The organism is Paracoccus sp. J56 (genome assembly GCF_019633685.1).
Lineage (GTDB): Bacteria > Pseudomonadota > Alphaproteobacteria > Rhodobacterales > Rhodobacteraceae > Paracoccus > Paracoccus kondratievae.
The window spans coordinates 35,203-48,006 of sequence record NZ_JAFL01000001.1; the positions used below are offsets into that span (position 1 = coordinate 35,203).

Here is a 12,804-nt window from a genome sequence, read left to right on the forward strand (position 1 = left end):
GCGAGCCCAAAGCAGGGCCGGCAGATTCAGCCGACCCTAGGTATTCGCGATCAGATAGGTGACCAGATCGCCCACATGACGGGCGAATTTGCGATCCAGCTGAGACTTGCCCAGCTTGGCGGTTTGCAACAGGATGCGCGCCTTCATGCCACGCGGCTGGGCCTCGGTTTCAAACAGCAGCCGTGACTTTGTCCGGGTCAACGCCACGACTGTCATGCGGATGGACAGGTTGAACTGATCCGAGCTCCCCTCAAGTGTCAGCGCTTCAGGCGGATCAAACTGCGTCAGTTCAAGCACCATCTCGCGGTGATGGGCGCGCCAGTCGAACCCCAGTTGCCAGCGCATGCCAACAGCCGTCCCGGCAAGCCTGTCCTGCCGACGCAGATCAACGCCACGACGAACCAAAAGCCGCTCGATGGCCTTGAAGTTGCTGACGGCGCGAAACAGATCCTCCGCAGCAAGGTCCATGTCTTGTCGGGTAGAAAATTTCATTGGCGATCCGGTCAGGCAGCTGGAATGTTGCTAACAGATTCATTCCATGCTGCGCCATGGCATGCAAGACCACCCAATGGGACATCCGTTTAAATTTATTACAATCTTAGGTTGTATTAATTTGATATTGTCTACATCCATGCGGCATGACGCGCCACAGCCCCCCACCCGATCCACCGCCTGCCACCGGTACCATATCCGTGCGCGTGATGGCGACGACGGATCTGCATATGCACCTGTTCGGATACGATTATTTAGCTGATCGTCCCTCGGGCAAGATCGGGCTTTCCCGGGTTGCGGCGCTGATCTGGCAAGCTCGGCGTGAAGCGGCCAATTGTCTGCTTTTCGACAATGGCGACAGCCTGCAAGGTAACCCGCTGGGCGATTATCTGGCCGAGACCGGAACGATCAGCCCACGTCACCTTCACCCTGCTATCGAAACGCTCAATGCGCTGCAATATGACGCGGCGACACTTGGCAATCACGACTTCGCCTTTGGCACCGATTTCCTGCGCCGCGTGCTTGAGGGCGCCAGTTTCCCCTTTGTCGCCAGCAATATGCGGGCGAGGCGAGCCCTGCCGATTCTCCCCCACCTTTTGCTGAACCGCAGCTTTCGCGATGACTTGGGCAAGCTGCACCAACTGCGCATAGGGGTCCTGGGCTTTCTGCCACCGCAAACCGTCGCATGGGAACCGGCGCTGCAATCGGAAATCACTGTCGAGGATATCCTGACAGCAGCCCAATCGGGCACTGCCGTGCTGCAGCAGCAAGGCGCGGATCTGATCGTGGCGCTGGCGCACAGCGGTATCGGCGCGCTGGCACCAAATCCGATGATGGAGAATGCGGCCACCGCACTCGCTGCCATGCCAGGAATAGATGTGGTGATCGCGGGGCATACGCATCGCGTTTTTCCCTCACCCGATCATCCGCAGGGGCCGGGGATCGATAGCGTCAGGGGCACGCTTGCCGGAAAGCCTGCTGTCATGCCGGGCTTTTGGGGTTCGCATCTGGGGCTGATTGATTTGCGGCTGAAACGCTGTGATCAGGGCTGGCACATCGCCGATTTCACCTGCCACGCCCAGCCGGTCGGACCAGAGGATGATCATCACTCTGTCACTGCGCCTGCACTGTCGGCCCATCACCAGACCCTGCGCCACCTGCACCGCCGCATCGGCCGCACCAGCCAACCGCTCAGCAGCTACTTTGCCCTGATCGGAGAGGACCCCGGCCTGCGTCTTGTCACCATGGCACAGCGCTGGCATGTGCGCCGTGCGCTTGCCGGTACGCCATGGCAGGATCTGCCGATCCTGTCAGCGGCCGCACCCTTTCGCGCCGGTGGTCGGGGCGGGCCACAGCATTACACCGATGTTCCGGCAGGACAGCTGACCCTGCGCAGCATTGCTGATCTATATCTGTTTCCGAATCGGATCTGCGCGCTCAGGCTGACCGGGGCCGAACTTATCGACTGGCTGGAACGTTCGGCGAGCCTTTTCCTGCAGGTCCAGCCGGGATTGCCGGACCAGCCACTGATCGACCCTGATTTCCCTAGCTATAATTTCGATGTCGTCGACGGGCTCGACTGGCAGATCGATCTGAGCCAGCCGCCTCGCTACGCGCCGGACGGCCGGCTTGCCCATCCCGATTCGCAGCGCATCTCGGGGCTGCGTCATCGTGGCCAGCCGGTTGCGCCCGACCAGCCGTTCATTCTGGCGACGAACAGCTTTCGACTGTCGGATTGCGGGCTTTTCGCCGGGGTGGCAGCGGGACGGCCGGTGTTGCTGGACAGCGGCGCACGCACCCGCGAGGTGCTGCGCCGCTATGTCGCGCTGCAAAAGGTGCTGACGCTTGACCCGCAAAACGGGTGGAGCTTTCGCGCCCTGCCCGGCACCTCGGTCCTGTTCGAGACAGGCCCCGCTGCCGCGCAACATCTGGACGGACTGTCACGGCAGGTCGAGATTGTGGGATTGGGTCCTGATGGTTTCCTGCAGCTGCGCCTGCACCTTTGACTGGCAAGCCGCTTGCATCCCGCCGCGCCCGCGCCTATCTAGGCGGCGAGAGGTTGGCGCGGGCGAGCGCCTCGCCAACCCGGTCAGGTCCGGAAGGAAGCAGCCGTAACGAGTCCCGCTTGGGTCGCTGTCCAGCCTCTCACCCTCTTTCCCCTTCCCCCGCAAGTCGTTAGCTTCCGCCGCGCAACTGTCCGAAGGCCGGCCCATGACCATCCCCCCCCGCATTCTTTGCCTCGGCGCGATGCTGTGGGATGTGATCGGCCATAGTGCCACCAGAATTGAGCCGGGCGACGACCTGCCCGGCCGGATCACCCGACAGCCGGGCGGCGTGGCGCTGAATGTGGCGCTGGCGCTGGCGCGGCAAGGGCTAGCCCCCGCCATGCTGGCCGCCATCGGCCGGGATGCGCCCGGCGATGCACTGATCGTTGAGGCACAAGAGCGCGGTGTCGACACACGCTGGCTTTACCGCGATGATGGCTTTGAAACCGATAGCTATATCGCCATTGAAAGCCCCGACGGGCTGGTCGCGGCGATTGCCGATGCCCGCGCGCTTGAGACTGCGGGCGGTGCTATTCTTGCCCCTCTGCGCGATGGCCGGCTGGGCGATGTCGCACGGCCATGGCAGGGAACATTGGTCATTGACGGCAATCTGACTGCCGAGATTCTGGCCGGGATCGCAGATGATCGCTGCCTCGCCGGGGCCGATCTGCGCATCGTGCCAGCAAGCCCCGACAAAGCCCCAAGATTGCAACAGCTGATCACCCATCCGCGTGTCACCTTCCATCTGAACCGCGCCGAAGCCGAGATGCTGGCCGGACGTACCTTTGACCATGCACTGGATGCAGCCGAAGCCGTCGTCGCGCTGGGTGCGCGTCGCGTGCTCGTCACCGATGGCCCCCGTCCCGCCGCCGATGCCACTCGCGGGGAACCGGGTCTTAGCAAGGCCCCGCCCCCGCTTGCCACCCGCCGCGTTACCGGCGCAGGCGACACATTTCTTGCCGCCCATCTGGCCGCTGAATTGCGCGGCGCCGACCGGGCCAAAGCCCTGGAGTGCGCGCTATCCGCCGCCTCTGCCCATGTTTCAGGAAAGGACCTGCCATGAAGTCGCTGATCGCGCTTTCTCCCGAAGTTTCGCAAGCTCTGGCCGACAACCGCCCGATCGTCGCGCTGGAATCGACCATCATCACCCATGGCATGCCCTATCCGCAAAACCTTGAGGTCGCGCAGAAGGTCGAGGCCGTGGTGCGCGAATCGGGCGCCGTACCCGCCACCATCGCAGTGATGGGCGGGCGCATCCGCATCGGACTGGATGCCGAGGCGCTGGAGGCGCTGGCCTCGACCCCGTCGGCCGATGTGATGAAACTGTCCCGCGCTGATCTGGCCGCCTGCCTTGCGCTGGGACGGACCGGTGCGACCACCGTGGCCGCGACGATGATCTGCGCCCATCTTGCAGGAATTCGCGTCTTTGCCACCGGCGGCATCGGCGGGGTCCATCGCGGTGCCGAAAGCAGCTTTGACATCTCGGCAGACCTGCAAGAACTGGCGCAAAGCCCGGTCACAGTCGTCGCCGCAGGGGCAAAGGCCATCCTTGATCTGCCCAAAACGCTGGAGGTTCTTGAAACCCTGGGCGTGCCGGTCATCGCTTATGGCCAAGATCAGCTTCCAGCGTTCTGGTCGCGCGAATCGGGACTGGCTGCACCACTGCGCATCGACGACCCCGCCCAGATCGCCGCGGCCGCCCGTCTGCGCGGTGAACTGGGCCTTGACGGCGGTCAGCTGGTCGTGAACCCGATCCCTGCCGAAGCAGAGATCCCGCGCGCCGAAATGATTCCCGTCGTCGAACAGGCCCTTGCCGAAGCCGAGACCCAGGGCATCGCCGCCAAAGAGGTCACGCCCTTCCTGCTGCAACGCATTTTTGAGCTGACCGATGGCCGGTCGCTTGACGCAAATATTGCGCTGGTGCTGAATAACGCGCGGCTGGCCTCGCAAATCGCCGCGGCCATGGCCGGCTAACGGCGACCGAAAATCTGAGACAGATCGTAAGAGTCGCGCTCGCCAATACAGGCCGCATCGCTGGCAAGAAAGCGATCGGCCGCCTGAACCCCGGCGTCATGCAATTGCTGCAAGAGGCCGGGCTGCGGGATCAGCTTGGTACTCGCGGACAGCGAATTCATCAGCTCTTCGTCCATGATGCTATGCAACAGGACGTTCTTCATCGGGCGTCCGGTCAGCCGGTCCTCAGCGAACAGACGCTTGACGAAGTTGATCGCGCGCAGCTCGGCCAATAGCGAGGCGTTAAAGCTGATCTCGTTCACACGGTCCTGAATCTCGGCAGGTGTCTTGGGGATCGCATCACGCAGCATGGGATTGATATTAACGATGACAATGTCGCGCGGCAGGTCCGGGCGATAAAGCGGGAACAGCGCCGGATTACCCGAATAGCCGCCGTCCCAATAGGCTTCGCGCCGGCCAGTAGCGGGGTCGTCAATCTCGACCGCGCGGAACAGTTCAGGCAGACAGGCCGAGGCCAAAATCGTCTGCACCGTCACCTCGGCCCCGCCAAAGACCCGCACCAGACCCGTGCGCACATTGGTGGCGGTGACAAAGAACGCGGGGCCCTCTTCGCGTCCCAGACGGGGGTGGGGCATGCCGCACAGGATGGATTCAAGCGGGTTGGAATAGAACGGCCCGCTGTCATAGGGGCTGAATACCCGTGTCAGAGACTCAAGCCAGGCGATGGGCGAGAAAAGCTCGGTCAGCCGCTGCCATGCACGCGGGACGGGGAACATCGAATAAAGCCAGCGCACCATCGAGTTGTCGCTGACCTGCGCGACCTGCGACCAGACATAGGCAAGGTTTTGCCGCGCCGCCTCGCGTCCGCGTTTGCCCGGACCACAGGACAGCCCCGCAGCCAGCGCCGCACCGTTCAGCGCCCCGGCCGAAGTGCCGCTGATGCCACGAATCTCGATCCCCGGCTCATCCAGTAGCCGGTCGAGTACGCCCCAGGAAAAAGCACCGTGTGCGCCGCCACCCTGTAGCGCAAGATTAATCCGCTTAACGTCCATCTTTACCCCACATTCCATGCCCGCAGCAGATCATGCCGCAGCGCAGCACCAGACTGCGGCATTTCCGGGCAGAAAGAAAGCCTGGGGCGTGGAGCGCGGGAATGCGCGGCTTGCAGGTGGTTATCGGGCCAGGCCGGGCGGGTCAGTCGTCAGCCTGAGCCTGAGCCCGCGATTTACCCGCCACATCCAGCGCCAGCGTAGCCGCCATGAAGGCGTCCAGATCACCGTCAAGCACCCCTTGCGTATCCGAGGTCTCGTAACTGGTGCGCAGATCTTTCACCATCTGATAGGGATGCAGCACATAAGAGCGGATCTGGTTGCCCCAGCCCGCATCCCCCTTTGCCTCGTGCTGGGCGTTGATCGCGGCGTTGCGCTTATCAAGTTCAAGCTGATACAGCCGCGCCTTCAGGGCCGCCATGGCATTGGCGCGGTTCTGGTGTTGCGACTTTTCCGAGCTGGTCACAACGATGCCCGTCGGCAGGTGGGTGATACGCACCGCCGAATCGGTGGTGTTGACGTGCTGACCACCGGCCCCGGAGGACCGATAGGTGTCGATGCGGATTTCGTTATCGGGAATCACGATCTCGATATTGTCATCGACTACCGGATAAACCCAGACCGAGCTGAACGAGGTATGCCGCCGTGCCGCCGAATCATAGGGCGAAATGCGCACAAGCCGGTGCACACCCGATTCCGACTTGAGCCAGCCATAGGCATTCGGTCCTGAGATCTTATAAGCAGCCGAACGAATGCCCGCCTCTTCGCCAGGCGTTTCGGACAAAAGCTCGACGTTATAGCCTTTCTTCTCGGCCCAGCGGACATACATCCGTGCCAGCATCGAGGCCCAGTCCGCGCTCTCGGTGCCGCCTGCCCCGGCGTTGATTTCCAGGAAGGTATCGTTGCCGTCAGCCTCACCGTTCAGCAGCGCCTCAAGTTCTTTCTGCTGGGCCAGTTCGACCAGCTCTTTCAGCGCGGTTTCGGCGTCCGTGACAACCTCGGTATCGCCCTCGGCCTCGCCAAGTTCGATCAGTTCGATGTTGTCCTTAAGCTCGGTCTCGATACAGCGATAGGTCTCGACCGCGTCAGACAGCATCTGGCGGTCACGCATGAGCTTTTGCGCACGGGCGGGGTCGGACCAGATATCGCCCGCCTCGATCATGGCGTTCAGCTCTTCCAGCCGATGTGGCGCGGTCTCCCAGTCCATACGCTGACCTAGCAGTTTCAGCGATTTGCGGATCGCCTCGATGGTGGCTTGGGTTTCGGCGCGCATCAGCACTCTCTGGGTTCGGTTTTCAGGTCAGGGCAGGACAAATAACGCGGGCAGCGTCCGGCGGCAAGCACCGGACCTAATAGAGCCCGCCCGAGGACAGCGTGCCGAAATCGGCTTTTTTCGGGATCACCTTTTTCTTGCCGGTCGAGGTGGTCACCGCCTGCCCGCTGTCGCGGCCAGAGGTAAAGAGCGGCAGCGTGGCCGGGTCGGCGCGACCAAAGCCGCCGTCGATCATGGCGATGCCGGTCAGGTCCTGACCATCGCGGAAATATTCGGCAATCACGTTGTCGCCCTTGGCATCCGGGCCAAGGATCGCACCGGTGAAGCGGTCGATGTTGACGAAGTGGCCGCCCGGAGGAACCTTGAAGGCGGTGCCGCCAAATTCCTTGACCGCCTCTTTCATGAACTCGTTGAAGACTGGCACGCAAAGCGTACCGCCATAGGCATTCGAACCCAGCGTACGCGGCTGGTCATAGCCAAGGTAGCAGCCGGCAACGATGTTCGAGGTAAAGCCAATAAACCACACATCCTTGGCGTCATTGGTGGTCCCGGTCTTGCCCGCAACCGGCACCGGCAGGCTGACGCCACGCCCCGAACCGCGCTTGACGACGCCTTCCAGCATCGAGGTCAGCTGATAGGCGGTAATCGCGTCCATCACCCGTTCGCGGTTCGACCGGATCTCGGGCGCCGCACCCGGAGGCAGGTTCGGCTGGCCACAGGTCACGCATTCGCGGTGATCATGGCGATAAATCGTGCGACCGCGACGGTCCTGCACACGGTCGACCAGCGTCGGCTCCACCCGCTCACCACCGTTAGCGAACATGGCATAGGCGGCAACCATCTTGAACAGAGTCGTTTCCTGCGCGCCAAGGCTGTTGGCAAGAAAATGACCAAGGTGGTCATAGACCCCGAATTTCTCGGCATATTTCGCCACCGTATCCATCCCGATATCCTGGGCGATACGGATGGTCATCAGGTTGCGCGACTGTTCGATCCCGGTGCGCATCGGCGTCGGGCCATAGAACCTGCCACTGGCGTTCTTGGGCGTCCACAGACCTTGCGGCGTGTTCACGGTGATCGGCTCGTCCACGACGATGGTCGCGGGGTTGAACCCCGAATCCAGCGCCGCCGCATAGACAAAAGGCTTAAAGCTTGACCCCGGCTGGCGCAGTGCCTGCGTGGCACGGTTAAAGACCGAACTTTGATAGCTGAAGCCACCCTGCATCGCGATAACGCGGCCGGTATTGACGTCCATGGCCATGAAACCGCCCTGCACCTCGGGCACCTGCCGCAGGGTCCAGCGGATAAAGCTGCCATCGCTGTCGCTGGTCATCTGGCGGACCAGCACCACATCGCCAACCTCAAGCAGGTCCGAGGCGACCCGCGCCTTTGGCCCCAGCTTGCCGTCCGCCAGCCGCTTGCGCGCCCATTGGACGTCCTTGGCGGGAATGGTGGCCGTGCCCTCGTGATCCTCGATGCCGATCGTGGCGTCGGTATCGCCCAAAGACAGGACAACGGCGGGGAACCAGCCCTCAATATCGCGCGGCACGCGGGCATCACCCAAAGCCTCGCGCCATTGCTGTTCGCTGCCCAACTGCCCGGCCGGGATCCTGACGCGGGTGCCGCGCCAGACGCCGCGGCCACGGTCGTATTTCTCAAGCGCCTGCTGCAGCGCACGTGCAGCTACCTTTTGCAGCCTGGGATCGACGGTTGCCCGGATGGCCAGACCGCCGCCAAAAAACTCATCCTCACCGAATTGCGCAGAAAGCTGGCGGCGAATCTCGTCGGTGAAATAATCCCGCGACGGCAATTGCTGCTGGAAGGCCGGGAAATCACCGTTCTGAACCGAGCGCAACGGCAGTTTCGATTCCGATTCGTAAGTCGCTTGATCTATATAGCCGTTCTGCCACATCTCGCGCAGGACATAGTTGCGCCGCTCGGTAAGCGCCTCTTTGGCACGGACAGGATGATAGCGTCCGGGCGCCTTGGGCATAGCAGCAAGCGTCGCCGCCTCATGCGGGGCAAGCTCGGTAAGGGGCTTGTTGAAATAGCTTTGCGCCGCCGCCGCGACACCAAAGCTGTTCTGGCCCAGAAAGATCTCGTTCAGATAAAGCTCAAGGATCTGGTCCTTGGTCAGCGTCGATTCCAGCCGCGTGGCGAGAATCAGCTCCTTGATCTTGCGCTCGACGCTGCGGTCGCTGGAAAGCAGAAAGTTCTTCATCACCTGCTGGGTGATGGTCGAGGCGCCGCGCAGGTTGCGCCCGCCCGAGCTGATCGCATCCAGCAAAGCCTTGCCCATCCCCATCGGGTCAAAGCCGTGATGGCTATAGAAATGTTTGTCCTCGGCACTGATGAAGGCCTGCTTCACCAGCGACGGAATCTCGTCAATCGGCACAAAGATGCGGCGTTCTTCGGCGAATTCGTCGATCAGCCTGCCCTCGGCGGAATAAATCCGGCTGATGGTCTTGGGCGCATATTGCGCCAATTGCTCATGACTCGGCAGGTCGCGGGAATACATCCAGAACACCGCCCCGACAGTCAGGGCGATGAAGAAAACGGCGGTCACGAGCCAGGAAAAGATCGCACCGATAAAAGACAGCAGGAAGCGCAGCAATGGGCAAGCCTCTGGGGATAACGAGCGTCTCTATAGACAGGCGGGCCGCGCCCGTCAAAGCAACCTTGCGCTATTGACGCGACAGCGCGGCACGGGCGGCATCATCTTGCGCCCACAGCCCGACCGCGCGGGCCAAAGCCTGCGCCGTGCGCGCACGCCAGTCCGGGTCAAACAGATTGGCACGGTCACCCGCATCGGTCAGAAACCCCAGTTCGACCAGAACCGAGGGAATATCGGGTGATTTCAGTACCGAAAATGCCGCCCCCCGCACCGGACGGCGGTGCATGGCGATGCCCGCGCGGTTCAGTTCCGAGACAGCGAATTTCGCAAAAGCTTCTGATCGCGGATGGGTTTCGGTCCGCGCCAGATCCATCAGCACAGCGGCAACCTGATCATCGGTCCCAGCCAGATCCAGCCCCGCCAGCAGATCGGTGCGGTCATGCCGCATCGCCAATTCGCGCGATGCGCGATCATCGGCCTGCGGGTTCCAGGTATAAATCGACAGCCCCGCCGCCTCGCCCGCCGGCAGCGCATCGGCATGAAGCGAGATGAACAGATCGGCCTGTGCCGCCCGGGCCAGCGTCATGCGCCTCTCCAGCGGAATGAAACTGTCGTCCTGCCGCGTAGCGACCACCTCAAATCCGGCACGGGTCAGGATCTCGGTCAGTTCGCGCGCAAAGCTCAGCATCAGAGCCGCCTCGCTGATCGCACCGACCTGAGCGCCGGGGTCATGGCCGCCGTGGCCGGGATCAAGCGCCACCCGCAACGGCTTGTCGCCCGTCCGGCGCGGTGGCAGCGGCGTCACCGCAGCGGGGGCAGGCAAGTCCCAAAGTGCGGAAAGCGCGTTGCCACGAGTGACGAAATCCTTTTGTCCGACCGGTTCGATGCGCAATTGAACCAACGCACCCCTGGCCCCACCCTCGGCCGGGCGCTGAATGGCAGTGCGCAGCGCGTAGGGGCCGGGCAGTTCCATCACCAGCCGCGACCAGCCCGGGCGAAAACGCCCCCAGCGCAGCGCAGGCACCAGTTCACGCCCCGGCAGATCCCCGGCCCGGGTGCCGGAAAAGTCGATCTCGCGAAAATCAACTACCAGTCGCGGCGGCCCGTCGAGAAAATAGACCCGATAAGGCACCGGCTGGCTGATGGTCAGCCTCAGGTCCATGGGTCGCGGTCGCCCGCGATCCCGCCCTTCGGCCGACAGCGCGGAATGTGCCAGATCGACCGTGGCCAGCGCCGAACGCTGACCGTCTTCGGCCAGTGCCGGCAGTGCCAGCAGAAACAGCAAAAGGACCCAAAGCCGTCTCATCGTGCCGCCATAAAGGCCGCCAGCCGGTCCAGCCCCTCAGCGATCTCGGCCGTTGAGGCGGCATAGCTAAACCGCAGGGTCTGCGCCCCGCGATGGGGGTCGAAATCAAGCCCCGGCGTTACCGCAACGCCAGCTTTTTCAAGAATTTCCGCCGCAAAGTTCAGGCTGTTTCCAGTTAATTCAGAGACGTCGGCATAGATATAAAACGCCCCTTCGGGCGGTGCGATACGGTCAAACCCGATCCTGGGCAGCCGTTCAAGCATCAGCCGGCGGTTCTCGGCATAGACGGCAAGATTGGCCTCGGCCTCATCGACACAATCAAGCGCCGCCAGAGCCGCAACCTGGCTTGCGTGCGGGGGGCAGATGAACATGTTCTGCGCGATCCGCTCGACAGTGCGAATCATATCCTCGGGCACCACCATCCAGCCAACGCGCCAGCCGGTCATGCTGAAATATTTCGAGAAGCTGTTGATGACAAAGACATCATCCGTCACCTCCAGCGCCGAATGGAACCCGGCACCGTAGTCTAACCCGTGATAGATCTCGTCCGAGATGACGTTCATACCCAGTTCGGCAGCCTTTGCCGTCAACCCAGCCAGTTCCTCACGCCGCAAAACGGTACCTGACGGGTTGCCGGGCGAGGCAAGGATCAACCCCTGCGCATCGGCTGGCAGATCCTGCGGGCGGGGCTGATAGCGATCATCGACCCGGGTCTGGATGCCAACCGGCGTCAGCGACATCGCACGCAGGATCTGGCGATAGCTGGGATAGCCCGGCTCGCCCAAAGCGACGCGGTCTCCTGCGTCAAACAGAGCTGAAAAAGCCAGGATAAAGGCCCCTGACGAGCCCGGCGTCACCACCACCCGAGCAGGATCAAGGTCGATACCGTACCAGCGCTGATAAAGCGCGGCGATGCCCTGACGCAGCTCGGGCAGTCCCAGCGCCACGGTATAGCCCAGCGGCCGGTCCAGAGCGGCCGCAAGCGCCCGGCGCGCGCCCTCGGGTGCGGGGGTCGAGGGTTGACCGACCTCCATATGGATGATGTGCCACCCCTTCGCTTCTGCCTTGCGGGCGGCCTCCATGACGTCCATCACGATGAAGGGATCGACCTGCCCACGGCGGGATTGTCTCATGTCTGCCTGCCTCATGGTTATGGCCGGGGTATCACGCCTGTGGCGGGGCCGGTCAAGCCCACGTGAGACGGGGGCCGATAGCTTGCAACGGCTGGCGAGACGGGCCAAGCTGCCTGCAACTGGAAAGGACCCCTGTATGAAAGCCCTTCTGACCGCCGCCGTCCTGACGGCGACCGCCCTGCCCGCCGCCCCGGTCCTTGCCTTTGACCTGGCCAATATGACCGAGGACGAAAAGGCTGCCTTCGGCGAGGCTGTCCGCGAATATCTGATGGAAAATCCCGAGGTTCTGATCGAATCGATCAACGTCCTTGAGGAACGCCGCGCCGCCGATGAGGTCAAGAACGACCAGTTGCTGGTCGAGAATAACCGCGAGGCTATCTTCAACGACGGCCACAGCTGGATCGGCGGCAACCCCGAAGGCGACGTCACGCTGGTCGAATTCATCGACTATCGCTGCGGCGTCTGCAAACGCGTCAACCCGGATCTGGAAAAGCTGATCTCGGCTGACGGCAACATCCGCTGGATCCTCAAAGAATTCCCGATTCTGACGCAGGAAAGCGATATGGCCGCGCGCTTTGCCATCTCGGTCCAGCAGATCGCGGGGGCCGATGCCTATAAAAAGGCCCATGACATACTGATGGAATCGCGCGGCCCGGTCAATCTGGAAAGCCTGACCAAGCTTGCCGGTGATCTGGGTGTTGACAGTGAACAGGTCATCACCCGCATGAACACCGAGGAGGTGTCGTCCGTGCTGCGCAAAAACCAGCAGCTGGCCGAACAGATGCGCATCATGGGCACGCCCACCTTTATCATCAACGGCGAGATGCTGCGGGGCGTACCCGCTGATGGGCTAGAGGGTGCAGTCGCCCGCGCCCGCGCCGCCAAGGGCTAAAGCCAGCGCCCGCAACGCGGCGATGG

10 protein-coding genes and 1 other RNA gene are annotated in these 12,804 nt (G+C 62.7%); 5 read left to right on the top strand and 6 right to left on the bottom strand.

From position 1 onward, the window contains the following. Positions 1–36: 36 nt before the first annotated feature. Positions 37–492 (bottom strand): hypothetical protein, encoded by a 456-nt coding sequence (locus M511_RS00165; RefSeq protein WP_040601626.1) that lies wholly within the window; start codon positions 490–492, stop codon positions 37–39. A 146-nt stretch (positions 493–638) separates the two neighbouring features. Here M511_RS00165 and M511_RS00170 point away from each other — a divergent pair, with 146 nt between their 5' ends. The 4 genes from M511_RS00170 to M511_RS00185 all read left to right on the top strand — a co-directional run bounded on the left by M511_RS00170 (position 639) and on the right by M511_RS00185 (position 4,511). Then, positions 639–2,498 (top strand): bifunctional 2',3'-cyclic-nucleotide 2'-phosphodiesterase/3'-nucleotidase, encoded by a 1,860-nt coding sequence (locus M511_RS00170; RefSeq protein ID WP_029371270.1) that lies wholly within the window; start codon positions 639–641, stop codon positions 2,496–2,498. 47 nt (positions 2,499–2,545) lie between these two features. Further along, positions 2,546–2,642: signal recognition particle sRNA small type (gene ffs, locus M511_RS00175), an RNA gene on the top strand. 61 nt (positions 2,643–2,703) lie between these two features. After that, entirely contained in the window at positions 2,704–3,600 is an 897-nt protein-coding gene (locus M511_RS00180) for a PfkB family carbohydrate kinase (protein WP_085501064.1), read from the top strand. After that, entirely contained in the window at positions 3,597–4,511 is a 915-nt protein-coding gene (locus tag M511_RS00185; protein ID WP_085501065.1) for a pseudouridine-5'-phosphate glycosidase, read from the top strand. The genes M511_RS00180 and M511_RS00185 overlap by 4 nt, the downstream gene beginning before the upstream one ends. On the opposite strand, the gene M511_RS00190 is transcribed toward M511_RS00185, so the two are convergent. The 5 genes from M511_RS00190 to M511_RS00210 all read right to left on the bottom strand — a co-directional run bounded on the left by M511_RS00190 (position 4,508) and on the right by M511_RS00210 (position 11,886). Further along, the gene (locus M511_RS00190; RefSeq protein WP_010392321.1) at positions 4,508–5,563 is read right to left on the bottom strand and encodes a patatin-like phospholipase family protein; all 1,056 of its coding nucleotides are present in this window, start codon (positions 5,561–5,563) and stop codon (positions 4,508–4,510) included. The genes M511_RS00185 and M511_RS00190 overlap by 4 nt on opposite strands. A 142-nt stretch (positions 5,564–5,705) precedes the next feature. Then, positions 5,706–6,833, bottom strand: coding sequence for a peptide chain release factor 2 (gene prfB, locus M511_RS00195; RefSeq protein ID WP_085501066.1), 1,128 nt, complete (start codon positions 6,831–6,833; stop codon positions 5,706–5,708). Between the two features lie 76 nt (positions 6,834–6,909). Then, positions 6,910–9,447 (bottom strand): penicillin-binding protein 1A, encoded by a 2,538-nt coding sequence (locus tag M511_RS00200; RefSeq protein WP_010392325.1) that lies wholly within the window; start codon positions 9,445–9,447, stop codon positions 6,910–6,912. 70 nt (positions 9,448–9,517) lie between these two features. Beyond that, on the bottom strand, positions 9,518–10,753 hold the full coding sequence (locus tag M511_RS00205; RefSeq protein WP_029371272.1) for an N-acetylmuramoyl-L-alanine amidase: 1,236 nt from the start codon (positions 10,751–10,753) through the stop codon (positions 9,518–9,520). Continuing rightward, positions 10,750–11,886, bottom strand: a complete 1,137-nt coding sequence (locus tag M511_RS00210) for a pyridoxal phosphate-dependent aminotransferase (protein WP_085501067.1) — start codon at positions 11,884–11,886, stop codon at positions 10,750–10,752. Before M511_RS00210 ends, M511_RS00205 begins: the two co-directional genes overlap by 4 nt. A 136-nt stretch (positions 11,887–12,022) precedes the next feature. Here M511_RS00210 and M511_RS00215 point away from each other — a divergent pair, with 136 nt between their 5' ends. Then, the gene (locus tag M511_RS00215) at positions 12,023–12,778 is read left to right on the top strand and encodes a DsbA family protein (protein WP_085501068.1); all 756 of its coding nucleotides are present in this window, start codon (positions 12,023–12,025) and stop codon (positions 12,776–12,778) included. Positions 12,779–12,804 lie beyond the last annotated feature (26 nt).

Bases quoted from the DNA above. Each gene is read 5' to 3' on its own strand.
- M511_RS00165 (WP_040601626.1), bottom strand. From the start codon at position 492: ATGAAATTTTCTACCCGACAAGACATGGACCTTGCTGCGGAGGATCTG.
- M511_RS00205 (WP_029371272.1), bottom strand. From the start codon at position 10,753: ATGAGACGGCTTTGGGTCCTTTTGCTGTTTCTGCTGGCACTGCCGGCA.
- M511_RS00185 (WP_085501065.1), top strand. From the start codon at position 3,597: ATGAAGTCGCTGATCGCGCTTTCTCCCGAAGTTTCGCAAGCTCTGGCC.
- M511_RS00170 (WP_029371270.1), top strand. From the start codon at position 639: ATGACGCGCCACAGCCCCCCACCCGATCCACCGCCTGCCACCGGTACC.
- M511_RS00215 (WP_085501068.1), top strand. From the start codon at position 12,023: ATGAAAGCCCTTCTGACCGCCGCCGTCCTGACGGCGACCGCCCTGCCC.
- M511_RS00210 (WP_085501067.1), bottom strand. From the start codon at position 11,886: ATGAGACAATCCCGCCGTGGGCAGGTCGATCCCTTCATCGTGATGGAC.
- prfB (WP_085501066.1), bottom strand. From the start codon at position 6,833: ATGCGCGCCGAAACCCAAGCCACCATCGAGGCGATCCGCAAATCGCTG.
- M511_RS00190 (WP_010392321.1), bottom strand. From the start codon at position 5,563: ATGGACGTTAAGCGGATTAATCTTGCGCTACAGGGTGGCGGCGCACAC.
- M511_RS00180 (WP_085501064.1), top strand. From the start codon at position 2,704: ATGACCATCCCCCCCCGCATTCTTTGCCTCGGCGCGATGCTGTGGGAT.